This is a genomic window from Neobacillus sp. SuZ13 (assembly GCF_030123365.1).
Taxonomy (GTDB): Bacteria; Bacillota; Bacilli; order Bacillales; family Cytobacillaceae; genus Neobacillus.
This window is the reverse complement of sequence record NZ_CP126107.1, coordinates 2,372,838-2,399,032: the sequence shown is the minus strand read 5'-3', so window position 1 is coordinate 2,399,032 and position 26,195 is coordinate 2,372,838. Positions and strand designations below refer to the sequence as shown.

The 26,195-nt window shown below is 37.7% G+C and carries 27 protein-coding genes; 9 read left to right on the top strand and 18 right to left on the bottom strand.

The genetic code is table 11. The annotated features are described in order from the left end of the window. Nucleotides 1-118: 118 nt before the first annotated feature. On the top strand, nucleotides 119-2,185 hold the full coding sequence (locus QNH17_RS11440) for a peptidoglycan D,D-transpeptidase FtsI family protein (RefSeq protein WP_283878790.1): 2,067 nt from the start codon (nucleotides 119-121) through the stop codon (nucleotides 2,183-2,185). A gap of 50 nt (nucleotides 2,186-2,235) precedes the next feature. Here the strand turns inward: QNH17_RS11440 and QNH17_RS11435 are convergent, their stop codons facing one another. The 3 genes from QNH17_RS11435 to QNH17_RS11425 are packed head-to-tail and all read right to left on the bottom strand — an operon-like array spanning nucleotide 2,236 to nucleotide 5,884. After that, nucleotides 2,236-2,691 (bottom strand): (2Fe-2S)-binding protein, encoded by a 456-nt coding sequence (locus QNH17_RS11435; RefSeq protein ID WP_283878789.1) that lies wholly within the window; start codon nucleotides 2,689-2,691, stop codon nucleotides 2,236-2,238. 39 nt (nucleotides 2,692-2,730) lie between these two features. After that, nucleotides 2,731-3,567, bottom strand: a complete 837-nt coding sequence (locus tag QNH17_RS11430) for an FAD binding domain-containing protein (protein ID WP_283878788.1) — start codon at nucleotides 3,565-3,567, stop codon at nucleotides 2,731-2,733. Continuing rightward, on the bottom strand, nucleotides 3,554-5,884 hold the full coding sequence (locus QNH17_RS11425) for a xanthine dehydrogenase family protein molybdopterin-binding subunit (protein WP_481858595.1): 2,331 nt from the start codon (nucleotides 5,882-5,884) through the stop codon (nucleotides 3,554-3,556). The genes QNH17_RS11430 and QNH17_RS11425 overlap by 14 nt, the downstream gene beginning before the upstream one ends. A gap of 151 nt (nucleotides 5,885-6,035) precedes the next feature. Here QNH17_RS11425 and QNH17_RS11420 point away from each other — a divergent pair, with 151 nt between their 5' ends. Next, complete coding sequence (locus QNH17_RS11420; protein ID WP_349632587.1) at nucleotides 6,036-7,514, top strand: MFS transporter; 1,479 nt, start codon at nucleotides 6,036-6,038, stop codon at nucleotides 7,512-7,514. A 55-nt stretch (nucleotides 7,515-7,569) separates the two neighbouring features. Here the strand turns inward: QNH17_RS11420 and trhA are convergent, their stop codons facing one another. From trhA to QNH17_RS11400, 3 genes are all read right to left on the bottom strand, one after another. Continuing rightward, entirely contained in the window at nucleotides 7,570-8,217 is a 648-nt protein-coding gene (gene trhA, locus QNH17_RS11415; RefSeq protein WP_283878786.1) for a PAQR family membrane homeostasis protein TrhA, read from the bottom strand. A gap of 519 nt (nucleotides 8,218-8,736) precedes the next feature. Further along, on the bottom strand, nucleotides 8,737-9,105 hold the full coding sequence (locus QNH17_RS11405; protein WP_098575290.1) for a hypothetical protein: 369 nt from the start codon (nucleotides 9,103-9,105) through the stop codon (nucleotides 8,737-8,739). A gap of 148 nt (nucleotides 9,106-9,253) precedes the next feature. After that, nucleotides 9,254-9,859 (bottom strand): LysE/ArgO family amino acid transporter, encoded by a 606-nt coding sequence (locus QNH17_RS11400; protein WP_283878784.1) that lies wholly within the window; start codon nucleotides 9,857-9,859, stop codon nucleotides 9,254-9,256. Nucleotides 9,860-9,955: 96 nt separating this feature from the next. Here QNH17_RS11400 and QNH17_RS11395 point away from each other — a divergent pair, with 96 nt between their 5' ends. Next, the gene (locus QNH17_RS11395) at nucleotides 9,956-10,306 is read left to right on the top strand and encodes a hypothetical protein (RefSeq protein WP_283878783.1); all 351 of its coding nucleotides are present in this window, start codon (nucleotides 9,956-9,958) and stop codon (nucleotides 10,304-10,306) included. Here the strand turns inward: QNH17_RS11395 and QNH17_RS11390 are convergent. Next, a complete protein-coding gene (locus QNH17_RS11390) occupies nucleotides 10,303-10,932 on the bottom strand; it encodes a TVP38/TMEM64 family protein (RefSeq protein WP_283878782.1) in 630 nt (209 codons plus the stop codon). The genes QNH17_RS11395 and QNH17_RS11390 overlap by 4 nt on opposite strands. Nucleotides 10,933-11,039: 107 nt before the next feature. Next, nucleotides 11,040-11,813 carry a C40 family peptidase gene (locus QNH17_RS11385; RefSeq protein WP_283878781.1) on the bottom strand — a complete coding sequence of 258 codons (774 nt, stop codon included), beginning with the start codon at nucleotides 11,811-11,813 and terminating at the stop codon, nucleotides 11,040-11,042. A gap of 374 nt (nucleotides 11,814-12,187) precedes the next feature. On the opposite strand from QNH17_RS11385, the gene QNH17_RS11380 reads away from it, so the two are divergent. Further along, a complete protein-coding gene (locus QNH17_RS11380; RefSeq protein ID WP_481858619.1) occupies nucleotides 12,188-13,369 on the top strand; it encodes a TIGR04053 family radical SAM/SPASM domain-containing protein in 1,182 nt (393 codons plus the stop codon). Between the two features lie 191 nt (nucleotides 13,370-13,560). Continuing rightward, nucleotides 13,561-14,511 (top strand): magnesium/cobalt transporter CorA, encoded by a 951-nt coding sequence (gene corA, locus QNH17_RS11375; protein ID WP_283878780.1) that lies wholly within the window; start codon nucleotides 13,561-13,563, stop codon nucleotides 14,509-14,511. A 58-nt stretch (nucleotides 14,512-14,569) separates the two neighbouring features. On the opposite strand, the gene QNH17_RS11370 is transcribed toward corA, so the two are convergent. Next, on the bottom strand, nucleotides 14,570-14,881 hold the full coding sequence (locus QNH17_RS11370) for a hypothetical protein (RefSeq protein WP_283878779.1): 312 nt from the start codon (nucleotides 14,879-14,881) through the stop codon (nucleotides 14,570-14,572). A gap of 252 nt (nucleotides 14,882-15,133) precedes the next feature. Between QNH17_RS11370 and QNH17_RS11365 the strand changes: the two genes are divergently transcribed. Continuing rightward, nucleotides 15,134-16,156: a M42 family metallopeptidase gene (locus tag QNH17_RS11365; RefSeq protein ID WP_481858618.1), complete on the top strand. Its 1,023-nt coding sequence runs from the start codon at nucleotides 15,134-15,136 to the stop codon at nucleotides 16,154-16,156. Between the two features lie 11 nt (nucleotides 16,157-16,167). Beyond that, complete coding sequence (locus QNH17_RS11360) at nucleotides 16,168-16,383, top strand: twin-arginine translocase TatA/TatE family subunit (RefSeq protein ID WP_283878778.1); 216 nt, start codon at nucleotides 16,168-16,170, stop codon at nucleotides 16,381-16,383. A 306-nt stretch (nucleotides 16,384-16,689) separates the two neighbouring features. Here QNH17_RS11360 and QNH17_RS11355 read toward each other — a convergent pair whose 3' ends face one another. The 7 genes from QNH17_RS11355 to hmpA form a co-directional block, all read right to left on the bottom strand. Beyond that, a complete protein-coding gene (locus QNH17_RS11355; protein WP_283878777.1) occupies nucleotides 16,690-17,253 on the bottom strand; it encodes a hypothetical protein in 564 nt (187 codons plus the stop codon). Between the two features lie 535 nt (nucleotides 17,254-17,788). Continuing rightward, nucleotides 17,789-18,157 carry a VOC family protein gene (locus QNH17_RS11350; protein ID WP_283878776.1) on the bottom strand — a complete coding sequence of 123 codons (369 nt, stop codon included), beginning with the start codon at nucleotides 18,155-18,157 and terminating at the stop codon, nucleotides 17,789-17,791. A 225-nt stretch (nucleotides 18,158-18,382) separates the two neighbouring features. Then, nucleotides 18,383-19,363: an ABC transporter permease gene (locus QNH17_RS11345; protein ID WP_026566923.1), complete on the bottom strand. Its 981-nt coding sequence runs from the start codon at nucleotides 19,361-19,363 to the stop codon at nucleotides 18,383-18,385. Then, nucleotides 19,356-20,270, bottom strand: a complete 915-nt coding sequence (locus QNH17_RS11340) for an ABC transporter ATP-binding protein (RefSeq protein ID WP_283878775.1) — start codon at nucleotides 20,268-20,270, stop codon at nucleotides 19,356-19,358. The genes QNH17_RS11345 and QNH17_RS11340 overlap by 8 nt, the downstream gene beginning before the upstream one ends. 13 nt (nucleotides 20,271-20,283) lie before the next feature. Beyond that, entirely contained in the window at nucleotides 20,284-21,057 is a 774-nt protein-coding gene (locus tag QNH17_RS11335; RefSeq protein WP_283878774.1) for an SGNH/GDSL hydrolase family protein, read from the bottom strand. A gap of 180 nt (nucleotides 21,058-21,237) precedes the next feature. Next, a complete protein-coding gene (locus QNH17_RS11330) occupies nucleotides 21,238-21,846 on the bottom strand; it encodes a DedA family protein (protein WP_283878773.1) in 609 nt (202 codons plus the stop codon). Between the two features lie 173 nt (nucleotides 21,847-22,019). Further along, nucleotides 22,020-23,234: an NO-inducible flavohemoprotein gene (hmpA, locus tag QNH17_RS11325; protein WP_283878772.1), complete on the bottom strand. Its 1,215-nt coding sequence runs from the start codon at nucleotides 23,232-23,234 to the stop codon at nucleotides 22,020-22,022. Between the two features lie 290 nt (nucleotides 23,235-23,524). Between hmpA and QNH17_RS11320 the strand changes: the two genes are divergently transcribed. Together QNH17_RS11320 and QNH17_RS11315 are read left to right on the top strand one after the other, a co-directional pair. Further along, a complete protein-coding gene (locus tag QNH17_RS11320) occupies nucleotides 23,525-24,373 on the top strand; it encodes a DegV family protein (RefSeq protein ID WP_283878771.1) in 849 nt (282 codons plus the stop codon). 124 nt (nucleotides 24,374-24,497) lie between these two features. After that, nucleotides 24,498-25,088, top strand: a complete 591-nt coding sequence (locus tag QNH17_RS11315; protein WP_283878770.1) for a YdcF family protein — start codon at nucleotides 24,498-24,500, stop codon at nucleotides 25,086-25,088. Between the two features lie 43 nt (nucleotides 25,089-25,131). Here the strand turns inward: QNH17_RS11315 and QNH17_RS11310 are convergent, their stop codons facing one another. Then, entirely contained in the window at nucleotides 25,132-25,698 is a 567-nt protein-coding gene (locus QNH17_RS11310; protein ID WP_283878769.1) for a GNAT family N-acetyltransferase, read from the bottom strand. A gap of 56 nt (nucleotides 25,699-25,754) precedes the next feature. Further along, the gene (locus QNH17_RS11305) at nucleotides 25,755-25,985 is read right to left on the bottom strand and encodes a hypothetical protein (protein WP_283878768.1); all 231 of its coding nucleotides are present in this window, start codon (nucleotides 25,983-25,985) and stop codon (nucleotides 25,755-25,757) included. Nucleotides 25,986-26,195 lie beyond the last annotated feature (210 nt).

The window sequence follows — 26,195 nt, the reverse complement described above, 5'->3', positions numbered from 1 at the left end:
CTAGAAATTTGTCGATTGATAAAAAATGAATTGGAATAATTATCATACTGCTATTTACAAATGGGCAGGATAGGTATGTAAATCATATTTGTTTAAGTAAAAAGGATGTGCAGGAAAATTGGAAAAACAGAAAAAGAATAAGTCTCACTTCCCCTTTCGTTTAAATATATTATTCTTCAGTGTTTTTTTCTTATTTTCCATACTAATCCTCCGGCTTGGTTTTGTGCAAATTGTTTATGGAGAAAATTTCAAAAGAGATTTAGCAAGGAAAGAAGATATCACAATTAGTAGTCCTGTCCCGAGAGGAAGAATCCTTGACCGAGATTACAGCATCATCGTTGATAATGTACCTAAAAGTGCCATTTCCTACACCAATGAAGGGTTTAGCCAAGGAATCATGCTTGAAACAGCTGAAAAATTAGCCAAACTGATGACCCAAAAAACAAACAAGGTAACAGAAAGGGATAAACGTGATTTCTGGATTATGACAAATCCAGAACGTGCTAATGCCAAAATCTCGAAAAAGGAAATGGAATTATATTATGCAAAGAAATTAACAGATAATGATATTTATAAATTTAAATTAGAGCGCATCACAACAGGCGAATTAAAGGAATTAACAAATGAAAGACTAGAGGTCCTTGCACTTTATAAAGAGTTTAACAGCGGCTACAAGTATACAACCCAAATCATTAAAAATGAAAACGTAACTGCGAAAGAATTGGCTGTTGTAAGTGAAAATCTGCAATCACTCCCTGGAGTAGATACTACTACGGACTGGGAGAGATCCTACGCTTTCAACCCTACCTTAAAGTCGGTATTAGGAAAAGTAACTAAATCCGATGAAGGACTGCCTGCTGAGCAATTGGAATATTTTTTAGCAAGAGATTACAGCCGCAATGACAGAGTAGGAAAAAGTCAACTTGAGTGGCAATATGAAAATGTCTTACATGGTTACAAATCAAAAATAAAAAATGTAACCGATAAAACAGGAAATGTGATCGAAAACCATCCTGTATCTAATGGTAAAAAAGGAAAAGACCTTGTCTTAAGTATTGATATGGATTTGCAAAGGAAGGTTGATCGAATCATTGAAGAGGAACTTTGGGCTGCGAAAAGATATCCAGGAACCTTTCTAACTGACCGGGCATATGTGGTCTTAATGAATCCAAAAACTGGCGAAGTCTTAGCCATGTCTGGTAAAAAAATAGTGAGAAATAATCAAACAGGCAGAGTAGAAATGGAAGATGACGCTCTCGGTACATTTACCACCACCTATAATGTTGGTTCTACTGTCAAGGGTGCAACTATTTTGACTGGATATAAAACAGGCGCAATTGCGCCGGGGACGGTTTTTGATGATACAGGATTAAAAATCAAGGCCACTCCTTTAAAAAAATCCTATGCCTACTTAGGGAAATTAAATGAAATTAATGCCTTAAAATTATCTTCCAACGTTTATATGTTCCATACTGCGATACGAATTGGAAAAGGGCATTATGAATACGATCAACCATTAAATATTAGCGCGAAGGCATTTGATACCATCCGCAACTCGTTTGCCTCTTTCGGTCTTGGAACCAGGACTGGAATTGATTTACCGAATGAGCAATCGGGATTTAAAGGCCAAAGTCATCTGCCGGGATATTTGCTTGACCTGGTGATTGGACAATATGATACTTATTCTGCTATGCAGTTGGCACAATATGTTTCTACCATCGCAAACGGCGGTTACCGAATGCAGCCGCATGTTGTCAAACAAATGCTCGAACCAAAAGAAGGAACAAGTGAACTTGGGCATGTTGTAAAAGAAATCTCCCCAACGGTCCTAAATACAATTGATATGAAATCTGATTGGCTGTATCGCGTCAAATTAGGATTTAGAAAGGTTATGCAAGAACGTGGCGGCACGGCCTATAAATATTTCGGAAATGCACCATACTCTCCTGCCGGAAAAACAGGTACAGCTGAAGCTTTTTACGACGGACCAGAGCGGTACCGATTTGGGAAAGAACCACCACCAGTTATGAATCTTAGTTTGGTAAGTTATGCTCCTAGTTCGAATCCTGAAGTGGCAATGGCAGTTATTGTACCATGGGCTTACCAAGGCAAAAAAGACAATCGGGCAAACTTGAAAATAGGACGCCGCGTTTTAGATACTTATTTTCAGATGAAGAAAAGATAATCATTCTTAGGGTGCCAATGAATGGCATCCTTTTTATTCCGTTATTCCCTTCATTCATTTCTCTTTAACACTGATTTCACAGCCTTTTCTATTTCTGCATAACCGGTACATCGACAAATGTTTGACTCCAACCATTCCTTGATGATTTTATCATCTGCATCTGGATGCTGCTCGATTAATGAGTGACAGTTCATTATAAACCCAGGTGTGCAGTATCCACATTGGAAAGCAAAATTTTCGACAAAAGCCTGCTGGATTGGTGTATTCTCCAAACCCTCTATCGTTGTTACCTTCTTACCATCCGCTTCAACAGCAAGCATTAGACATGATTTCATCGGCCACCCATCAACATTGACTGTACAAGCGCCGCAATCCCCGTTCAAACACCCAGGCTTTGCACCAGTCAGTCCAAGACCTCGGATTGCATATAAAAGGGTATCGCCTGACCGTACCATTACACTTTGCTTTTCTCCATTTATATTTAGGATAAACGTGTGCGATTTCACCCCACACCCTCCTCCCTTCCTCCAATTAAGCTATCAATCTCAAGAACCAGGACCCAATGCAGCAAACACATCTGACAAGACATTCCGTAATACAAAAAGCCTGTATTCTGCTGACCCTTCAACATCATCTAAAATCGGCTTTGGTAACTTGGAAAGGGCATTAGTAATTCTTTCAGTCAACGGCAGTTCTTTATTATTTAATGAGGACTCCAACTCCTTTGACCGAAACGGAAAGGGGCACAAGCCGCTGATTGCGACGCGCACGTCCTGCCCCAATTTTAATGCGGCTACTGTAATTAATGGATAGCCAGTGTCCCACTGTTGACGGCGTTTGATACTAATAAATGGCGCTGCAATAAACCGGGATTCTGTAGCTAATTGGACAAGTAATTCCCCTTTTTTCAATTGAAGCTGCTCTTGAAATATTTCATTGATTAGCACCATCTTTTTTCCTTCGGGACCAACAATTAATACTTTGCTGTCCGAGAGCAAAAATGGTAATACCGCTTCTCGATAAAAAATTCGTGCACATATATTCCCACCTAAAGTAATTTTCCCGCGTGCCGTATGGTCCGCAACTTCACTGGCTGTATGAGTTAGCAATGGAAAAAGATTTGCCTCTTCAATTTTTGTAAGTGAAAGGGTACTGCCTAGAAGCAAATGATCACCGCTTACCTGCATTACCTTGGATTCAGGGATATCCTTAATATCAATAACCGCCTCGGTAAATGCTAAATCGATTCTTCCAAGCGTTATTAATTCCGTGCCGCCTGAAAAGAACATTGGATTCTTTCCATCTTTATCTAAAGACTGATATAAATCGACTGCCTCTTTTAATGTGGCTGGTTTAAAATATTCAAACTCAAAGGGAAGCATTTTTTTGCGCCTCCTTTGCTTTCCAAATTAATTCAGGAATAAGAGGCAGATGGTGAAGTGAAACCCCAGCAGCCGTAGACAAAGCATTACCGAGTGCACCAGGCATGCCCATTAAACCATGTTCCCCCACACCTCGGGCCCCATACGGACCATCTAATAGCGGTGTTTCAACGAATCCCACTAAATATTCTGGATTTTCTCCATAACGGAGTGGCCGATAGGTTCGAAGCTGGGGATTAAGAACCCGGCCTTGTTCGTCAAAATAAAATGTTTCCCTGCCAGCAAAAGCTAATCCCATGCTCATCGCACCCATTACCTGGCCCAATGCCGCTTTTTCATTTAAAACTCGCCCAAGGTCGACCACCGTACACGCCTTCAATAACCGATAGGTATAATCTCTTTTATCAAATTCAATTTCTACACCATAGGCGGCAACTGTCCACTCAGGTCCTGGTTTACCTGCTCCAGTCTCAGGATCCAAATGGGTTAGATGACGTAAGATATAATTCCCTCTCCCTATAATTTGTCCGCCTATCGAATTACCATTTGGATATTGATAACCATAGCAGATGTCTTTAATCGGAATTCCGATGGAAGGATCATCTCTCAGAAAGACTCGACTATGAGCTACCACAAGATCTTCTGTCGGTGCTCTTAAAACGGTCGAAGCAATTCCCTTTAATTGCCTGATCACATCATCCGCCGCATCGAGCAGTGCCCTTCCTGCCATAAATGTTCCTCTGCTAGCGACAGTTTTCCAATGCTCTGGTGTTGTTTGTGTATCCACTTCCATCCGAACATGTATCTTATCCACATTCATCTTCAGCCTTTCTGCTAGCATCTGAGCAAGGACTGTCTTCGTTCCAGTTCCAATTTCAATTACACCAGAAAGTAAATTGATACTTCCATCTCGATTAAATGTTAATATCACTCCCGAAGGGGCATTGGGATCAATCGTCGATGTTTTCCAGCTGCAGCTAACGCCCTTTACTCTCACAAACCGCTCGTTTACCTCTTTGATCGTACCTTCATCCCACTTAATTAAATCTCTTACTCTCTCAATACACTTTTGTAAGTTACCGACATTACTTTTATTTAAACGGACTCTTGTCGGAGTCGTATCCCCCGGTTTAATCGCATTTATATGCCGAAGTTTAAGCGGGTCCATTTTTAATTTTAGGGCTAGTAAATCAAATGTTCGTTCGATAGCAAAGGAAAGTTCAGCATGACTAAAGCCTCTATATGGGGCTGCATAGGGGTGGTTTGTATACATGCAGTAGGAATCACACCAGACATTTGGTATGTTATATGGTCCTGTACAATCGGAAGCCCCTGCTCTTGTTAGATCAATCGCTTTATCGGAATAAGCTCCACCATCCCATAAAAAGCGGATTTCTGCTGCCTTAATTTTGCCACTGCTGTCTGCTCCAAGTTTAATTTTTGCATCTAAACCGATGTGACAGGGAGACGTTAAGATATCTTCTTCTCGCGTATTGAAGATCTCTACAGGTTTACCGCCAACAGCCTTTGAGGCAAGATAGGCCAGAACTTCTAATTGAACGGCAGCCTTACCCCCATAGGCACCGCCTACAAGCGGGGTACGGACAATAATTTTCCCCATATCCTCCCCAAAGTAATCAGCAATCAGTCTTTTTACCATAAAAGGAGCTTGAGAAGAAGTGGTTATAAAGATATTTCCATATGGCATGATCTCTGCAGAAGCACACCTTGTTTCCATAGCCGCATGATCAGAAGGAGAAAAAGAATAACTCGCTTCTACCACTGTGCTAGTCTCAGCCCACCCTTTATCCATATTACCCTTACGAATTTTTATATGGGTAGCAATGTTGGTGTCAGGCACCGGGTGAGAGTCATCCTCCTTTTTATATTTACGTAAGTTTTCATGGACTAAGGGTGCTCCTTTTTCAAATGCTTGGGAAGGGGAGTTTACGACCGGCAATAATTCATATTGGACTTTAATCAGGTCAGCCGCTATCTTAGCCTGCGCTGGTGAATCAGCTACAACAAGTGCCACCGTTTCACCGTGGTACCGGACCTTATCAAAGGCGATAGGCGGCCGGTCCCGAATGGCCTCCCCTGTTAATGGATACTCCTTTCCAGCAAGAATGGCCCTAACCCCATTAATCTTCCAAGCTTCGGATGTGTCAATTTTCACTATCTTCGCATGGCCATAAGGACTAATGACCATTTTGCCAGATAACATCGGGTTGGAATGGTAATCATGGGTATATTTTGCCCTCCCTGATACTTTATCAAGAGCCTCTTTGCGAATAACACTTTTCCCAATAACCTCCAAAATCATCCCTCCCCCCACGTTTAAGTGGATTACCTATCCTATTTATATTTATTTAGAGGCTATTCCTAGAATGATATATTTTTTTATTGCTGACTAAATATCCATTTTGTGTAAAACCTAACATCAATCAATTTAATGTACATATCAACAAATTCAAACAATTTCTTTTTTTAGTCTACTGAAATATACTATTAATTGGTATGATGTTACAGATATTGCAAAAAGTATATTAATTCTATTTTTAGTAAAGGAAGACGTCATGAAGAAAAATCGAACATTATTTCTAACAGCGGTTGCCACAGGCACGATGTTAAATCCGCTTAACTCATCAATGATAGCATTAGCATTACACAGCATTCAGAAAGATTTTCACCTTTCCTTTTCAACGGTTTCCTGGCTAATATCCAGTTTCTATTTAGCTAGTGCAGTAGCACAGCCAGTGACGGGAAAGCTTGGTGATATATTTGGCCGAAAAAAAACCTTCTTAACTGGACTTATCCTAGTTGCTTTGTCTGCACTCGGTGCTCCGCTTGCATCCTCCTTTTTGATGTTACTTTCCATGAGGCTGCTTCAATCGGTAGGCTCTAGTGCCATTTACCCATCCGGAATGGCGTTAATTCGAGACCATATTAAAGAAAGGCAAGCTTCAGCCCTTGCCGTTTTATCAATATTTGCCTCTGCGATGGTCGCACTTGGGCCGACTATCGGTGGTTTCTTAATCGTTTTAGGGAATTGGCCAGCCATCTTTTGGGTGAATTTTCCATTTATTCTCCTCAGTTTTATGTTAGGTTGGTTTATATTTCCCAAAGATATGAAACAGGATAAGTCTCATATTAAGGGATTACTTTCCCATCTTGATTTTCTTGGAATCGGATATTTTGCTGCAGGAATGGTCTTCTTTTTATGGTTCCTTTTATCTTTTGAGGCGAATATTCATTATCTTTCTGGAATTGTTGGAATCATCTTTTTCGGTTTATTTGTTCAGAGGGAATTACGAATTAAAGAACCATTTATCGACATTCGTATTTTCAGAAAACATCCTAAGCTTTCAATGGTGTATATCCAGTTTATCTTTTTGAATATCTTTTTCTATTGTTTATTTTTCGGATTGCCTAGTTATTTTCAAGAAGGAATGGGTTTAAGTGTTGAATTGAGCGGTATGTTAATGCTATTTATGTCCGGTGTTAGCATTATAATTTCATCTGTCACTGGAAAATGGATCGATCGTTCAGGTGTAAACCAGCCGATTATGGTAGGGGCATTTCTATCAATCCTAGGTGCGCTGTCATTTAGGTTGTTTTTTGTTCAATCCTCTTATCTTGGTATCGGGATTATTTTATCAATCATGGGCTTAAGCTATGGAATTGGAAACGTGGTACTTCAAGTAGCAATGGTTAAGGAAAGTCCAAATGCGATAATTGGGACAACTTCCGGCCTATTTCAAACTTGCCGATATTTAGGCTCTATTCTAGCTTCCATCATTTTAGGATTAATTTTTGGAGAAAACATAACTTCGGAAAGTATGAAAATCATCGGGGAGGTTTTACTGGTTATAGGAATCATCAGCTTTTTAATGAGCTTATGGTTTTCACGAGAGACGTTGAATTTTAGAAAAATGCGGCATGTATAAGGATCGTCATCATTCAAAAAAAAGGAAACAGCCTCAGGTTTGAGTGCTGTTTCTTTTAATTTATTGGCAATACATAAAACAAAACACAAAAAAAGTGTGCTGCACTTGCAGCCAATACAATCACGTGCCAAACCGCATGGTGGTACTTAAACCCTCGCCACACATAGAATATGGCGCCAAGTGTATAAAGAGCACCACCTATAATTAAATAGGTCATACCCTGTGGCGAGAGATTATTAACTAAAGGTTTCCATGCAAAGACAATTAGCCAACCCATGACAACATACAGAGCTGTGGAGGTAAAAAGGTACTTTTTCACAAAAAAACATTTAAAGACGGTGCCAGCAATGGCCAGTCCCCAAACAATTCCAAAAAGTGTCCAGCCCAGTGCTCCTTTAATTACAATTAGTAGAAACGGGGTATAGGTTCCGGCAATGAAAAAGTAAATAGAAGAATGGTCAAAAATTTCGAAAATGTCCTTTACCTTTCCTTCCGGGAAGCTATGAAGCAGCGTAGAAGACATATATAGAATAAACATTGTTACACCAAAGATTGTAAAACTTACAATATGCCAAATGTTTCCATAAAGGGATGAGTAGACAATTAATATTACTAAGGCAGCAATACTAAGCATTACACCAATTCCGTGTGTGATCGAATTCGCTATTTCCTCTTTCTTTGAAAAAACATGTGTTACTGCCATTAGAATTCACTCCCTGCCAATAATCAAACCTTAAATGATATTGATGAAAATAACATGATAATAACAGGAGGACAATGTATATTTGTCATTAATTATAGAAAAAAGTGTAATTCATCCTTGAGTATCTATATCCTTTCTATCATTATCAATCATTTTCTTAATGTTTTCTTTCGGACTCCAGCAATTAAATTTATAGGAAGTTTTTGTTTCAAAGCCTAAACGACTACAATAATAGTGCATTCCCTCTGCCCTTTTCTCCGCTTTAAAATGCCTGCATGTCGCGCAACAATGAAAATCTCTCATTTTATCACCTTTCTTATACTATTAATCTTTCGTTCATAATTTATTAATATTTATCCATTATCATATAAATAGGTTCACGGAAGAACCTTAAACCTCCGCCCCCTTAAAATATAGATTAGTTTTGCATACCCAGCCAATAGCTGGGTAATTTTTTTCTTATGGAAAAAGCACGCATTCATACTTAAATGCGTGCTTTTGTTGCAGTTTAGACTTTCGTTATTGACGGAAAGAAGGGTTCTGATAGTTTTGAAACGGCTGTGCTTGGAAAACAGGGTTCATATACGTTTGGGTTTGAAATCCAACTGATCCCGCTTGTCCAGATAGTTCTCTCTCCATTTGATTACACTGCGCAATTACCTCTTGGCATCTTTGGATTGCTAACTCATGCCCTTGAAGGCTTTGCTGAATGGTTTGAACTGCCATTCTTTCCTTTTGCATCATTTGCTCTAGCATCTGTGTATTTTGTTGTTCATTTTGAAGCATTTGTTGGTATTGATGATTTGCTTGTTGTGTCTGTTGGATTAATTGCTGAGCAAGTTGACGGCATTGATTAATGTGTGTAATCGAATGTTGAATGGTTTGCATGTGTGCGTTACCTCCAATATTTTGGATGTGAAAACTATTTATCGTGGAAAATTAGGATTGAATTTTCAACCCAAGAATAGATTCTACATAAACCGCCGATAGCATTCGCAAATATCTCTTCCAAATAATAATAAGAATACCTATTCCGTTAAAAAGAAATCATAAGATAAATCGCAGTTCCCCACATAATTATGGCGGAAATTTTATTTAAAATAAGAATAAATCTCCCTGAAGAATCTACTTTGCCTACCAATCTCCCTACGATCGACAGGCCAAAGAACCAAAGCCAGGAAACCAAAATACATACCACCATGAAAGTAATTTTGGCTGAGCCCGAATAGGATAAAGAACTAGTACCAATTACTCCAATGGTATCCATGATTGCATGAGGGTTTAATAATGAAACTGAAGCAGCAAACACAATCTGTTTTTGGGGTGAAAATGTATCACCTGTTGTTTTCTCGTCTTTAGGTTCACTTTTCCACGTAGAATAGCCCATGTATAGTAAGAAAAGAATTCCCCCAAGCAATAACGCCATTTTAATCCAAGTAATCCCTAAAACAACCGCCGAGACACCAAAAACAGCTAATGAAATGAGTAGTGTATCACAAATAGAAGCCGTCAAAACGACTGGTAGCACATAGATCCAGCGCGACTGCATCGCCCCTTGATTAAAAATAAACACATTTTGGACACCAAGCGGCAGAATGAGCCCAAAAGCTAGAATAAATCCATGTATTGCAGCACTTATCATATTTTATCTCTCCATATGTATTTTCAAAAAGAAGTATACTTCTTCTAAACCCTGTCAATAACAATACCAATCAATGAAAAAATTGGGGTGTTAATATTGCAGGGAATTTATTTTATTAATGATCGTATTTGTTTAGATGGACTCAGCAAGGAAGAAAGTATAGTCATTCAAGAACAATCCTTAAAAAATTTTATCAATGAGCAAAAAATTAAAGTCGTAAAGTTCAATCCTTATCAATTGAATGACTATTACACCATTCCACATGCGCTTCTTTACGACTTAAAAAAGGAAAAAGTAAGCATCGATTGTTTTTTATATTATTCCTCACAGGTGATAGAAGATTTCATTTACAGTTATCCAGCTAAATGGCTCATCTTAAAAAGCTTCTTTAAGGAAGTCATCTCTGTTGAAAAACAAAATGATTTAAACATTCGAGAAGTCGTTTAATCCAGTGATTTATTTGCTTGTTTCCGATAAATAATAATAAAGTTAATGATAAAAATAATAACTAAATATACTCCATATAAACCAAAAGAATAGAGCTTGTTGCTACTAAATAGAGCACCTGCGTACGACAACAGTAGAATATTTGGTATTTTCCCAATGAATGAAGCCGTAAAAAAAGTAAGCCATTTGACATGACTCAAACCACACACAATATTAACAACCGGTGCCGGTATGATTGGAATTAATCGACATGTTAAGATTGCAACAAAGGAATTCTTGTTTAGAAACTCATCATATTCTTGAACCTTTGGATAATTCATTAGTTTTTCCTGAGCATAATCACGAAAACCATACCTAGATAGGAAAAAGAAAGCCATAGTTCCTGCCATGGCGCCTGTTAAAGATATAATCATGCCTTGAGATGTTCCAAATACCGCACCAATCGTTCCTGCAAGAACTGGAAATGGAATCACGGGGAAAAACACACAAATCGCTACTAATAACATACTAATTAAAATAGATAAGCCTCCCCCTTGTTTAACAAGGTGAAGTAATTCATCCTTTTGAAATAAACCAAGTGCTATGATGAACAATAGAATTCCAATACTTAATATTCTTTTAAACATCCGACATCTCCATTCACTTCATATTTAATTAATCCTATCATACTATATTTTTAATTTTGGAAAAATAAAAGAGCCTTTCGTGTGGAAAAGGCCCTTTTGCTTATCTATTAAAATGCTGTTCTCGCACCAAGGTATCTTGGCTTCCAATAGGAATTTGTCATATCAGCGATTGATACGCCTTTTGAGCCTGCTTGAATGAATTGGTTGTTGCCCAAATAAATCCCTACATGTGTAGGACCTGGAGCATATGTTTCAAAGAATACTAAATCTCCGGATTTTGGGGTGCTGACAGGCTTCATTCCTGACCATTGAGTGGCAGCAGTTCGTGGAATTGATACTCCAACCTTATTAAACACGTAGCTAGTTAACCCACTGCAATCAAAACCAGCAGGCGTATTTCCTCCCCATAAATAAGGTGTCCCTATGTACTTTTTGGCTTCATCCATTACCATTTGAGCCTTTGATACTGTAGGAGCAGGCACTGGTGTAGAGGTATCACTTATAGTTAGTTTCAACACTTGTCCAACATAAATTGTATCAGTTGTAAGATTATTCAGTGATTTAAGCTGAGCAACCGATAGTTTGTTACGAACAGCAATCAGGTATAATGTATCCCCTTTTTGAACGGTATAGGTCACAGTTGCTGTTTCATGGCTGTGTGGTGCTAACAATGTTAGCTTCTGATTTACAGAAAGAGAATCTGATGTTAGATGATTCCAAGTTTTCAAGTCTGCTACGGTGACTTTATTAGCTTGTGAAATTTTCCAAAGTGTATCCCCTGAATGGACAGTATAGATGTTTTCATGTGCACTTGCCGTTCCTGCAAATGTAGAAAACAGGATCCCCGCCGTTGCTGCGATAGATAATAGATGTTTTTTCATCGTAGCACCCTTTCATTTCGTTTGTGTAATAACATCATAAACGAATTTTAAGGGTTGTTTGAATCCCCAAAGATATGGCTTACTTAGGAAAAAGTAACAGGATTGGTAAAGAAGACCTTTAATATTACAAACGGACTACTCCTTAATCCTATATATGTTACGATTGGCATTGGAATTTTATTTTTATTAATATCCTTGTAACACAAATGTAATAAAAAAGATGATTAAGAGATTAATATAAATCTGATTATTCATACGAGTAATGTAGAAATATTGTAACAATCCTACCATGCACTCTGGTCTGTTAAACCTATAATAAACCTATAGAAACAATCTTTATAGTTTTATAAATCATATTGATTTGGGTGATAATGATGCAAGGAATAGGTAAAGGACATCCTCATGCTATGGGGCATCCACATGGAATGCGAAATGTAATCGATTATGACAAGAATCCATTTATTGTCATTTGGGAAGTAACAAGAGCCTGCCAACTTAAATGTGTTCACTGCCGGGCTGATGCGCAGCTTACTCCAGATCCACGCGAACTATCGCATGCTGAAGGAATTAATTTAATCGATCAAATCTATGAAATGGATAATCCGATGCTCGTATTTACTGGCGGGGATTGTATGATGAGAGAAGACCTTTATGAGCTTGCTGATTATGCGATCAAAAAAGGTATGCGTGTTTCGATGACACCAAGTGCTACTGCGAATGTTACCAAAGAAAAAATGAAAATGTTCAAGGATGTCGGACTTTCTCGCTGGGGCTTTAGCTTAGATGGTCCAACCCCAGAGATACACGATCACTTCCGTGGGACTCCTGGATCCTTTGATCTAACTGTTGAAAAAATTAAATACTTAAACGAATTAGATATGCCACTCCAAATCAATACCGTCATTTCTCGTTATAATTATGATTCGCTTGAACAAATGGCAAAGCTTGTCGGCGAACTTGGCGCAGTCATGTGGTATATTTTCTTGCTAGTTCCAACAGGCAGAGGGCAAATGGACGCTTGTATTTCTCCAGCTGAGCATGAAAAAGTGTTCCGTTGGTTATATGAATTGAGCAAAACTGCTCCATATGATATTAAAACAACGGCAGCCCAGCATTACCGCAGAGTTGTATTGCAACAAAAAACACGAGAACAATTGATTGAAAAAGGCGAAATTCATTATGAAGATTCAATTACTACTGATTTTGCTTCTATGCATGACGGTTTAAAGCGGGCACCTAAAGGTGTAAATGATGGCAACGGCTTTGCCTTTGTCTCCCATATTGGAGATGTCATGCCTAGCGGCTTACTCCCAATCGTCGGTGGAAACGTCCGTGATACCCCGCTCGCTGAAATTTACCGTGAGGCCAAAGTGTTTAAAGAACTACGTCAGCCTGATACCTACAAAGGAAAATGCGGCGTCTGTGAATATAACAAAATGTGCGGCGGCTCTCGTTCACGTACCTATGCAGTGACTGGAGACTATATGGAAAGTGAACCGTTCTGCGTTTATATTCCACTAGGTATGCGGAATAAAGAAACATCACCAAGTGTGTAATATTTTTAGATCTATGAAGAGGCATTCTACTATAGAATACCTCTTTTGTTTTATCTGCCCCCTCATCCTCAATGTTTATTTTTTTACCTCTCAACAATTTCTTTCTTTTTAAATTCCTCGTTAGATGGTATTTTATTCCTAAAGTATACCATCCTATAAAGGAAGATGGTCAGTCAAGATAAGGAGTTATTATGATTAAGACAATTGCTGTAAATAAAAATTATGAATTGGTTAAAGATGTAGCAATCGTAGATTTGCTTAAGGGGGAATATAAATGGTATTGGATTGATTTTCATCTACCAACTGATGAGGAAATCGAATATCTACGAGATCCTTTTCATTTTCATCCTTTGGCGATCGAGGATTGTATTAATCATTTGCAAAGACCTAAGTTGGATTATTATGAGGACCACACTTTTTTTATTACACAGTCCCTGAATCACCAAACACTCACAAGAGACGAGATTGATTTTTTCCTAGGTGAAAACTATATCGTTTCCTTTCATCTTAACCCTTCAAATGAAATCGAGGAAGTATGGAAACGATTTACTGAGTCGACTAACATTGAAAAGTGGGAGCCAACACACGTTCTATACCTGGTACTTGATAAAATAGTTGATAGTTATTTCCCACAAGTCTTTAAAATCGAAGAACGATTAACTGAAATTGACGAGAATTCTAGAGGAAGATCCATGGAGGCATTGCTTGAGGATCTATTTGATACAAGGCACCATCTCCTTTCATTGAGACACACCATTTCACCAATGCGTGATCTTATATACAGAGTCCTAAATTCACAGCGACTAACTTCCATTCAGGGGAAAAGAGAATATTATTCTGATATTCATGACCATTTACTGAAGTTAACAGAAATGATTGAGGCAAACCGTGAACTAACCACGGACATCCGCGACAGCTATATTTCACTTAACTCACATCAAACCAATCATGTCATGAAGGTGTTAACCGTGATCACCACGATTTTCATGCCCCTCTCTTTTATCGCTGGAATGTATGGGATGAATTTTCGCTATATGCCTGGACTATCGTCGAAATATGGTTTTTTCTTCACGCTGATTCTAATGGTTTTAGTTGCGATGGGCATGTCTCTTTGGTTTAAGAAAAAAGGATGGTTTAAATAAAGGTTTTAACCATGGAAAAAGACTAGCTCCCGCTAGTCCTTACTTTTTTAAGCCTGGATTATTTCCACTCTTCGTATTCGACGGTACCACCTGTTAAATCAATCGTGTTCCGCTCACCTTTATAAAAGGTTTTTCCATCTTTTTCGAAAAGTAAATTTTCATAGGTATACACCTTCTGCCCATTTGGCAGATGAATGACCACCTTAGGCCCTGGGTTTTCGATCGGAGCTTCAATTTTAATTGTGTTTTGATAATAATGACGAAATACAAAGAAACCGACAGTTACTACAAGGCACATGATTATTATAATAAATAAACCTTTTATGAAGGAATGCTTCGGCTTGGGGTGGTATAGTTCAGCTCTGGTCAATTTTTTCTCCTCCAATTGTTGTTGATACAACACATAATTTTTCAAATAGTTTGAATACTTTATTAATGTCCAAAACTTATTTTTTTTAATCCATTTGAAAAAAATTAACATTTGTTAAGTTATGCATTGTCTATAAAATAGTTGACCATAATTGCGTACAATCACATGAATGTCATAATTATGTATAATAGGATGCAAGGGTTATTTAGAAAGGAGCAGTTGCTTGTGGTAAAAACAAATGCGAAAGAAACAATGAAATTAATAGCTGATTTAGTATCCATTCCAAGCCCCTCTGGCAATACAAATGAAGTTATTACCTATGTTGAAAAATTCCTAGCTGAATTACAAATTCAAACATATAGAAACCGTAAAGGAGGGCTTATTGCGACAATCGGAGGAAAGGATTCAAGTAAACATCGGATGGTTACAGCTCATGTGGATACACTCGGTGCGATGGTAAAGGAAGTAAAATCAAATGGACGCTTAAAGATTGATTTGATTGGTGGATTTAAATTTAACTCCATTGAAGGTGAATACTGTCAAATTGAAACAAGCAGCGGAAAAAAAATCACAGGAACCATTTTAATGCACCAAACTTCTGTCCATGTCTATAAAGATGCGGGGAAAGCTGAGCGCAATCAGGACAATATTGAAATTAGAATCGATGAAAAAGTACATAATGCCGAAGAAGTTCGTGCACTTGGAATTGAAGTCGGTGATTTTGTTTCATTTGACCCCCGTGTAGAAATCACACCAAGTGGTTATATTAAATCGCGCCACTTAGATGATAAAGCAAGTGTGGCTATTCTTCTACAATTAATAAAACAAATTAAGTTGGAAAATATCCCCCTGCCCCATACAACGCATTTCTTAATTTCTAACAATGAAGAAATCGGATACGGTGGTAACTCCAATATTACTCCCGAAACTGTGGAATATTTAGCTGTCGATATGGGGGCAATGGGCGACGGGCAATCAACTGATGAATATACTGTTTCCATCTGTGTGAAGGATGCAAGTGGACCATATCATTTTGAATTGAGGAAGAACATAGTGCGACTTGCCGAGGAGAACAATATCGATTATAAATTGGATATTTATCCTTTCTATGGTTCAGATGCTTCAGCTGCCATCCGCTCTGGACATGATATTGTCCATGGCTTAATCGGTCCTGGTATCGATTCTTCGCATGCGTTCGAGAGAACACATGAAACTTCCATTGAAAATACTGCAAAACTACTGTATCATTACGTGCAGGCGGATTTAATCCAGTAGGAGATGAAAATATGTTTTCAAATATTGGTGTACCAGGATTAATTTTGATTTTAATCGTAGCTTTAGTCATCTTTGGTCCAAACAAACTCCCTGAAATTGGCCGTGCCTTTGGCCGATCAATTCGTGAATTTAAAAAAGCCACAGATGGAATTGCGGATGATATAAGGGAAGAAATAAAAGAAGATATCAAAGAAACACAACAAGGTTCAGTTAATTTAAAAAAGTAATTCTAAACTAAAAAAACATCCCCTTCATTTACTTGATGGGGATGTTTTTTGGACATTATTTTCTAGTAAACGATTGAACTTGATTCATTAATTTTTTCCGGGATTTTGGATTACGGAGTAAATATGCCGCGCCAAGAGCAACAGTTGTCATCATTAGATTTTTTCTCTTCATATTAAAACCTCCTCTGTGTTTGTCACTCTTAAATGTTCCCTTAATTATGTCCTTTTAACAAATGTAATTATTTACTTTTAGAAAATAAAAAAACTAATTCTCCTGTTTGAATTAGTTTTTTTGACTAAAACTTATTATTTTTTTAGTAATTCCTTAATTTTTTGATTATGTTGTTTACTTTGTTCTAACAATTGATTTAGCAATAATGCTGCTTGTTTGTTATCCTTCTTTTCAACAGCCATCTTTAGTTCATGGAACGTTTTCCAATGGGACATTTCTTTAGTGCCATGTGCTTGTTTAAAAAATTCTTCTTTTGATATCTTTCCAGCATCCAATTGTTTTTTTAGTTCTACAATTTTTGCCATTTTTTCTTTTTTCCATTGCTCACGTTTGGCGGCATTCTCAGGACTCATCCATTGGTTCCTTAGTGTTTTCTTCTCCGCAAGGACTGCCGTCCATTCTGCTTTTTTCTCTGGTGTAAATTGGTCTACCCAGGAAAAAAGCATTTTCTGTCTTTCTTCCATCTTTGCTTGCCAATCTTTATGCATCATGTTGCGATGCCCATTCTCCTCACAATCACAAGGGGCTTTTTCTCTCTGTACACCATTGGAGGTATCTGGTGTGGATGGCGCGGCGATTGCCATTCCAGGCACTGACATTAATATGCCTAATGATAAAAGTAACAATTTAAACTTCATAAGTATCTCCTTCCACTTGGATATTTAGTAAATTCATGTCTGGTACGAAATTATCATTCCCAGTAATTCATAAAAAATTTACCAATTTGACAAATTTTTAGTTAAAATACTCTTGTGAAATTATTTTAAGTGAAGTATTATATGAATAGAAGATATGTGAATCATTTCACAATATTAATAAAAACTTTTAGTTTTATTTTTTAACATACATATGTGAAGTTATTCACAATAATTATAGAGAGATGTTAGGAGTGGGAAGTTATGAAACCAAAAATCGTAATCCTAGGTGCAGGATACGGCGGAATTATCACAGCATTTTGGAGTAAGCAGTGAACCAGTAAAAGTTACTTCGAAACAATAATTTATAAACAAACGATTACTTTTTGCTTGTTTCCCTTCCAGTTGGTCCCCCCCTTTCTGGAATTTGAATAGAATATCCCTATGTAATATGGCCTTCAATCCCCCAATTAAAGGCAAACAGCCCCATTCCAATATTTTGGAGTGGGGCTGGTTTTTTATTATTTAAAGGCGGTTCCTAATCCCATTCTAAGATCTCAAGACGATTGCCGAAGGGGTCATGGAGGTGAATTCTGTTCGCTCCTGGAAGTAGGTCATCTTCTGTAAATGTAACTCCCTTTTCATGGAGATGTCCTTTTAATTCTTCAATATTTTCAACAACTAAGGCAGGATGTGCTTTTTTTGCAGGTGAAAACGGTTCTTCTACACCAATGTGAAGTTGAAAGGTCCCAAATTCGAACCAAGCACCGCCTCGTTTCTTTAATTCTGCAGGCTTTTCCACTTCAATTAACCCTAGTATTCCACCAAAAAATTCCCTTGCGGCTTCTTCACAACCCTTAGGGGCAGCCAGTTGGATATGATCGATCTTTTTTATTGCAAATGACATAAACACTCCTCCATTTGTCAATTCTCCTCTCTCATATTTTATTAATTTTATAATTTTCTTTCAAGTTCAAAATTTCATTATTAAGATTTAAAAATAGGCAAGTGAACAAGGCCTGTTGATTTCCGCTCCATGTGGTTCGCTCAATCAACAGGGTGCCAAAATCCACAGGGATTGACAAAGCTAAATAATAAAGGCTATTCCCGCAAATCCGGAAATAGCCTTTTTTTAATAAACATCTCTTTTGGTAAATACAAAGAATGAGACGAAGATTGCTACTGCCCACCAAGCGAAAAGGACTTGAATGGAGAATGACAGGTTCATTCCTTCTATTGGCGGTGCTGTTCCTTTCATATAATCCGTTAACCGCAAATTGACCATAAAAAAGTACTTGGCGGATTCCCACGAGGACACCATGTTTGTTAAGATAGCTCCTGAGATTAATGAAGCAAGCATTACACCCATGCCAGCTGCGGTACTACGAATCAATACTGACAGCATAAAGGAAAGCGTACCAACTACAATGGATACAAACCAGACTAGTCCAAAGTCCATTAATAAAAATTTCCACTGACCCATCAGTTTAACTTCTGACGTATTTAACCCTGTCTCAGTCACATTAAATCCAGTTAGGATCGGTGCTCCCCACCCCTTGTAACCAAAAACGAGGCCAGATATTAAATAGGAAAGAATCCCTGCAATCGCAATAATTAAGGAAATGGCTAAACACAGGGTAAAATATTTACTCAGAAGAACTTTCCACCTCTTAACGGGCCTTGTCAACAGCAGCTTGATCGATCCTAAGCTATGTTCAGACGAGACCAAATCACTGGCTATTACCATAACCATTAAAGGAATAAACAGATCAATCGAGTTTTCCAGGAAGATTCTCATAAATGTTGGGGCACCTGGCTCAGACGGATTGATATCATGGTCAAGATAATATTGCTGCTGCTGAAGAGAGATTTGCAGCTGCTTTTTCCATTCATCTGTTATTCGACTGCTGCTTAAACGATTCGTCGTATCAACAATCTGCTGTTGTAATATGGTTCGCCAATCACTAGTTCCAAGTTTTTCACGTTGTGTTTGCACTTGTTTATATTGTGCATATGTAAATAACATGACAAGAACACCAATAATGATAGCAATGACAATGAGCCGTTTCTTGGCAATCAGTTTCATCATTTCATTTTGAATTAATTTATTCAATCATGTCACCCCCCGTAAGTTCGAGGAATAAATCTTCCAAGACTGGCATTTTTCGATTCATTTCCATGACAGAAACACCAGCTTCAACTAATTGTTTATTCCATTGAGGAATCTTTTGTTCATTATATTCCGTCAAGATGGTGCCATCATCCGTTTCTTCAATTTTTGTTAGAGAACGTAATACATCCTTTCCCCTTTCCAGTGGTTGTATATGCCAAATGACTCGTTCCCGATTGGAAAGCAATTGTTGTACCGTATCTGTTCGGATGATTGTACCTTTGGAAATGATCGCGACTCGATCACATAAAAGTTGGATTTCACTTAAAAGATGGCTTGACACTAAAACACTTAAACCTTCTTCCTCCGCGAGATAACGAATAAATTGACGCATTTCCCTAATTCCTGCCGGATCCAAGCCGTTGGTCGGCTCATCAAGGATCAACACTTTTGGATTTCCCAATAATGCTTGAGCAATACCAAGACGTTGTCTCATACCTAATGAATAGGTTTTTACTTTATCATGGATTCTTTCTGTTAGACCGACAAGTTCGGTAACTTCTTTAATCCGTCCTTCTCCGATCCCTTCGATCATTCTGGCAAAATGAAGTAGATTATTATAGCCTGACAAATAGGGATATAATTCTGGGTTTTCCACAATACAACCGAGATTGGTCATTGCTTCCTGAAAATTCTCCTCAATATTAGAGCCACAAATATGAATGCTGCCTGATGTGGGTTTAATTAATCCTACAAGCATGCGGATGGTTGTTGTTTTTCCTGCTCCATTCGGCCCTAAAAAACCAAATACCTCTCCTTCTCGTAAATCGAAAGTCAATCCTTTAATGATTTCCTTTTTTCCAATCACCTTTTTTAAATCTTTAACAGCTAATGTAATATTTTTCTCCATCGATTTCCCCTCCTTACCAGGTGAGCAGTGAGGCAACTCGTTCGGCAATTAAACGATACCCTTTTGAGTTTGGATGAAACTTGTCTGAATATAGATAATCATTTACCTTTAACTCAAACAAATCGAAAGTTGGGACAAACACTATTTTTGGAAAAGATGCACTGACTTCTGCACTGTCATAATTCCAATGGCGAACCACCTTTGACATTTCTTTTCCCTGATCTAAATCAATAAAAGGGTTATACAATCCAATGAAAAACACATTAGCATTAGGATTGTTTTTTCGTATTTGTTTTAAAATAAATTTTAAATTGTTCAAGTATTTCTTTTCAATGGAAGCAATATCTTCAGTTTCAAAGTCCATTAATGCTTGGCCCCCTCGGAACAAGTCGTTCCCGCCAATCGTGACCAGCACCATATCAGCTTTCCCGATTTGACGGCCGACTTCCGTCTCCTGGACTTGTTTCCTTAGTGAATCAGACCTTTGGCCATTAATGCCGAGATTGGTAAGTTGAACTGAACGTTTTGTTTTTTCCTTGATTTCATCGACCAAGACACCGACATACCCCTTTCCAGTCTCATCTCCAGTTCCTCGAGTTAAGGAATCACCTAAGGCCACGATGGTTAAGCCTTTTTTATTTTCTACTTTGGAAACGGTCTTTACTTCCGGAACCTTCTCCGGTTTTCCCGCATAATACTCGCCAACTGCCCAGACAAGCCCGACCAGCCAGAGGAGGCAAAACAAAACAGCTATGCCCGTGATCGAACGAATGACATTCTTATTCATGAAAATAACATCCTTTCTGGCCATTTCTCTCTTTCATTTAATCATAGTTGCGATTTGAATCAAACTTTCAATACCTGTCATTACTGAAATTTTCCAAAGTGTCGATAATTAGTAACTTTTAATAGTACTTTTACAATAAAAACAAAGGAATCTCTCTGAGAATTCCTTTGCTTTGATCATTTATTTGGTTCCAGCTTCCATAACAACATTCCTTAACTTCTTAATTACATAAAGGATTCCTAATAGGAAGAAAAGGACGATACTTGCAATTATCACATATCGCTTGATAGCTTCAAAATATATTTCCCATTGAGGTCCAAGGATTTTCCCTAAAAAAATGAAACTTGAAACCCATAGGGTCGATCCAATTCCCGTATATAAAATATAGACCCTGATTGGAACACGAGTGATCCCAGAAAAATATCCGATGAAATGTCTAAATACTGGGATGAATAATGAGATAATTAATAGTTTATTTCCATATTTTCTTATCCAATTTGAAATGGCTGCTAAACGTTCAGACTCTATATGAAGCCGCTTGCCATGCTTTTCAAAAAATTGCATACCCAGCTTATATCCCACCCAATAGGAGAGCAACATACCTAAGGTACATCCCAATGCTGAGGAAAGTATACTACCGAACCAATTGAGTTGTTCAAGAAAGGATAGAAAACCTGCATATGCCAACACTGCTTCCATCGGGATTGGAAGTGCCAATATCCCTAGCGTGATTGAAAGAAAAAGGACTAGGTATCCATACTCGCTCATAATTGTGGTTAAAAAATGCAATGATGAAAGCTCCTTTCTCTTTTAGGATTTATGGCAGTAAAAGGCAATAATCGATATAGGTATTTTATCCATTCTTCTCTAATCTAGTAGCACTTTCCATGAATTAGTTGGAACTTAAGAAAAAATATTGGCAAAAAAAGCTGATTTCCATCAGAAATCAGCTTTTTTCTTTACTATTCTTCTAAATTCCCCATCGGACCAAAAAATTCAAAATGAATTCTATCTTCGGTTACACCAATTTCCTTTAATGAACGATTAATTGCTTTCATAAATGGAACAGGTCCACAGAAATAGAAGTCTGCAACCTTTGCATTGACTTTTTCTTGCAGCCAATCGCGAGTTACATATCCTTCCACATCAAATAGATTATTTATGCGGTCTCCTTCTGTAGGTGAATCATAGAAGAAATATGAATTGACATTGTCTAATTTCGATAAATCCTCTACTTCATTTCTTAAAGCATGGACATTCCCATTAGCAGCAGCATGAACAAAAGTGACCTTCCGTTCTGGTTGAACTTCTACAACTGTCTTTAACATACTCATCATTGGTGTTAATCCAACCCCGCCACTAAGTAACACGACAGGAGTATTTTTTTCAGTATTTAAAACAAAGTCGCCTGCTGGAGCGCTAACTTTTAAAATGTCACCTAGATTCACAACATCATGTAAATAGTTGGATACCATACCATCTGGATTTTGTGTACCCGCTTCACGTTTCACACTAATTCGGTAATATCCCTTACCCGGAGCATCTGATAGGCTGTATTGACGAATATGAGTAAACTTTTCACCAGCAATTTCTAATTTGATACTAATGTATTGTCCAGGGGAAAAATATGCAATTGCCTTATGATCTTCAGGTGTTAAGTAAAACGAGGTGATCACTTCACTTTCCACTACTTTTCGATCAACTATGAAATTGCGGAAGCCACTCCAGCCTCCTTGTTTATTTTCTGTTTCATCATATAATTCTGCCTCAACACTGATAAAAACATCGGCAATGACATTATATGCTTCTGCCCATGCATCAATAATTTCATCTGTTGCTGCATCACCTAGTACATCCTTAATAGCTAGCAAAAGATGTTTCCCAACAATCGGATAGTGTTCTGGCAAAATTCCAAGGCTTCTATGCTTTTCCGCTATTTGTTTTACAACCGGAAGAATGGCTTCTAAATTATCGATATACATAGCAGCGGCATAAACCGTTCCAGCTAATGCTTTTTGTTGTCTACCTTGTTTTTGATTGGCATGATTAAAGATATTTAATAATTCAGGATGATTTCCAAACATCAATTGGTAAAACCGAGTGGTAATGGCTTCCCCATGTTTTTCTAACACAGGCACAGTGGATTTAATTATTTCTATTGTTTTTTGATCTAACATTAATAACACTCCCTATGTACTTACTATTTCCATAGTGATTATATGCGATTTCACACGCATATTAAGTGATTTAAATCACTGTTTGCTATATTTGAATAATTTGAACTATATAATTTTGTCACAAAGTGTTAACTTTTTAACATGACAAATATAACTTGTCGTCTAATATTCCTTCTAGTAATGTTGAACCTAGTTATCAAAATACTTAATTATTCCATTAAAATTCACCCAAAACGATTGAGGTAAGGGATACTTAAATAAGAGATTTACACTGGAGGAAGAGGAATAAGATGAACAAGGCAAAAATTGCGTGGATTACTGACACCACGGCTTCTCTCAGCAAAGAATTTATCGAGGAAAATCATATTCACGTTGTTCCACTAAATATTATCATTAACCAAGAGTCCTACAAGGAAACAATAGAAATTACTCAAAAAGAGTTTTACGAGCGTATGAAACAGGAAGATTCAAAATTTCAAACCTCACAGCCAGGACTTGGTGATTTTGTGGAACTTTATACAAAATTAAAGGAAAACTATGATTTTGGAATCGCCATTCATGCCTCCAGCTTACTATCCGGAACATTTCAAACCTCTGTGATGGCAGCGGAAATGGCAGATTTTAAATTGGTACCTATCGATTCCATGACTGGCTCCTACCCTCTCTCATTTTTAATAAAAAAAGGGATCGAACTAGTAGAACTAGGGTATGAAATCAGTGAGGTGGAGGCCAAACTTAATGAATTACGCGAACACACTCGTTTATTCCTTGTCCCATCAAATTTGGACCAACTCAAAAAAAGCGGCAGAGTATCCGGCGGCCAAGCCATCCTAGCCTCTCTGTTTAATATCAAGCCTATTTTAGCAATCGAAGATGGAGGCGCTAAGATAGAAGATAAAGTTCGAACAGAAAAGAAAGCAATCGCATGGTTAATTAACCATTTAAAAACCGATTTGGAAACAAAAACTGTTAGGAAGGCAGCTATTGTCCATGCTAACGATATCGACCGAGCTATTGCGTTAGAGAAATTAGTCAACGAAACCTTCCCGGAAATCGAAACGGAAATATTGATGCTAATTACAGTCGCTGGAGTGCATACGGGGGTTGGAACACTAGGACTTTCGTGGGTTTGCGAATAATGTAAGAAAGGACTGATGAATTCAGTCCTTTTTTCTAAAAAATGTTAATATTTTCCTCCCTCTTATTCTATTATTTTGTATAATAGGCTTAATTGGATTTTAAAAAATATGAAATGGAATTGAAATGATGAAACATAAGAAACGAGTGTTTGTCTTGGTGGGTGTTCTTGTTATTCTAGGTTTGATTTATATTGGATTTTTACAATTTAAAATCAGTCAATATAGTCATAAAAATGTTCCTAAAAATGCAGACTATTTGATTGTACTTGGGGCAAGGGTGAAAGGAACTGTCCCTTCTCTTGCATTTGCAAGTAGAATTAATGCTGCCGCCGAATATTTAAAGAAAAACAAAGAAACAATTGTCATCGCTTCTGGTGGAAAGGGACCTGGTGAAGATATTTCTGAAGCGGAATCGATCAGGAGAGAACTGGTCGACCAGGGCATAAGCGAGGCTCGGATTATTTTAGAAGATCAATCTACTGATACCTATGAAAATATTAATTTTTCAAAAAGGCTTATTCCTAACGATGAAAGGCTTGGTCTGGTAGTGACAAATAATTTTCACCTCTACCGTGCCGTCTCCATTGCTCGAGACAAAGGCCTAGCTGTACAGGGGCTCCCAGCAGAAACTCCATGGATCGCCGTGCCAAAATCTTATTCACGCGAATATTTAGCAATTACAAAATATTATTTAAAGAGATATATCCTTGATTAAAATTCAAAAAATTAGAGTACTGATATTCAGTACTCTTTTGTTTTTAACCTTGGGTTGTTTTTGCATAAATACATGTATCACGTAATTCTTTACCATCCGCAGAAAGTCCATCATTCCGTAAAATCCCCTCTAAGGGAAATCCTAATCGTTCAGGAATGGCTCGGCTTTTGATATTTTTGGAGTCACAGCGAATTTCAACCCGGTTAGCTTTAAGTTCAGTAAAGGCAAATTTAGTGATCGCCTCGGTTGCTTCGGTAATATACCCTTTTCCGCTATAACGCGAATCAATCCAGTAGCCAATCTCAAACTTAGGAATCATCCAGTTAATTCTATGCAAACCTGAGGAACCAATGAATTCCCCTGTTTCTCGATTAAAAATATGTAACCTCAAATCATCACGGGTTAAAAACTTGGCATGTGCATCACGCATATTTACTTCAACATCTTCCACTGTTTGCTCACGATGGGCCCAAGGCATCCAGTCTTTTAGTTCGGTTAAGGAAGCCTGCATGGCTTGGTAGACAGCTTTACCATCTCCGGGTAATGGCTTGCGTATTAGTAATCTCTCTGTGTAAAACTCATCTGAAAAGTCTAATAGTATTGGTTTCATAATCTTGCCCCCCTTCTGAATTTAAAATATTCGCTGCTGATTTTGTAATTCCTTTTTCAAAAAAAATTCCCTTGGAATGAATTCGCTGATTGGATGGGAAAATTCGCTGATAGAATCATTAAATTCGCTGATTGACTCGGAAGGTTCGCTGATAGAATCATTAAATTCGCTGATTGACTCAGAAGATTCGCTGATAGAATCATTGAAATCGCTGATTGACTCGGAAGATTCGCTGATAGAATCATTAAATTCGCTGATTGACTCAGAAGATTCGCTGATAGAATCATTGAAATCGCTGATTGACTCGGAAGATTCGCTGATAGAAAAATCTACTGATTAGCCGGTGAATTAAATTCGCTCATTAAACTGAGAAATTCGCTCATTGTATCGAAGAATTCGCTCATTGTATTGAGAAATTCGCTCATTAACATAATATTTTATCTACTCAGAACTAAAAAGGACTCTTCCCATCAAGGAAGAGCCCCATAATTGCTATT

Coding starts and splice junctions, on each gene's coding strand:
- QNH17_RS11380 (WP_481858619.1), top strand. CDS start 12,188: ATGCAAGGAATAGGTAAAGGACATCCTCATGCTATGGGGCATCCACAT.
- QNH17_RS11305 (WP_283878768.1), bottom strand. CDS start 25,985: ATGATTCTATCAGCGAATCTTCTGAGTCAATCAGCGAATTTAATGATT.
- QNH17_RS11315 (WP_283878770.1), top strand. CDS start 24,498: ATGATGAAACATAAGAAACGAGTGTTTGTCTTGGTGGGTGTTCTTGTT.
- QNH17_RS11430 (WP_283878788.1), bottom strand. CDS start 3,567: ATGCTTCCCTTTGAGTTTGAATATTTTAAACCAGCCACATTAAAAGAG.
- trhA (WP_283878786.1), bottom strand. CDS start 8,217: ATGGCAGTAACACATGTTTTTTCAAAGAAAGAGGAAATAGCGAATTCG.
- QNH17_RS11385 (WP_283878781.1), bottom strand. CDS start 11,813: ATGAAAAAACATCTATTATCTATCGCAGCAACGGCGGGGATCCTGTTT.
- QNH17_RS11360 (WP_283878778.1), top strand. CDS start 16,168: ATGTTTTCAAATATTGGTGTACCAGGATTAATTTTGATTTTAATCGTA.
- QNH17_RS11355 (WP_283878777.1), bottom strand. CDS start 17,253: ATGAAGTTTAAATTGTTACTTTTATCATTAGGCATATTAATGTCAGTG.
- QNH17_RS11400 (WP_283878784.1), bottom strand. CDS start 9,859: ATGATAAGTGCTGCAATACATGGATTTATTCTAGCTTTTGGGCTCATT.
- QNH17_RS11335 (WP_283878774.1), bottom strand. CDS start 21,057: ATGAATAAGAATGTCATTCGTTCGATCACGGGCATAGCTGTTTTGTTT.
- hmpA (WP_283878772.1), bottom strand. CDS start 23,234: ATGTTAGATCAAAAAACAATAGAAATAATTAAATCCACTGTGCCTGTG.
- corA (WP_283878780.1), top strand. CDS start 13,561: ATGATTAAGACAATTGCTGTAAATAAAAATTATGAATTGGTTAAAGAT.
- QNH17_RS11390 (WP_283878782.1), bottom strand. CDS start 10,932: ATGTTTAAAAGAATATTAAGTATTGGAATTCTATTGTTCATCATAGCA.
- QNH17_RS11320 (WP_283878771.1), top strand. CDS start 23,525: ATGAACAAGGCAAAAATTGCGTGGATTACTGACACCACGGCTTCTCTC.
- QNH17_RS11365 (WP_481858618.1), top strand. CDS start 15,134: ATGAAATTAATAGCTGATTTAGTATCCATTCCAAGCCCCTCTGGCAAT.
- QNH17_RS11340 (WP_283878775.1), bottom strand. CDS start 20,270: ATGGAGAAAAATATTACATTAGCTGTTAAAGATTTAAAAAAGGTGATT.
- QNH17_RS11350 (WP_283878776.1), bottom strand. CDS start 18,157: ATGTCATTTGCAATAAAAAAGATCGATCATATCCAACTGGCTGCCCCT.
- QNH17_RS11310 (WP_283878769.1), bottom strand. CDS start 25,698: ATGAAACCAATACTATTAGACTTTTCAGATGAGTTTTACACAGAGAGA.
- QNH17_RS11405 (WP_098575290.1), bottom strand. CDS start 9,105: ATGCAAACCATTCAACATTCGATTACACACATTAATCAATGCCGTCAA.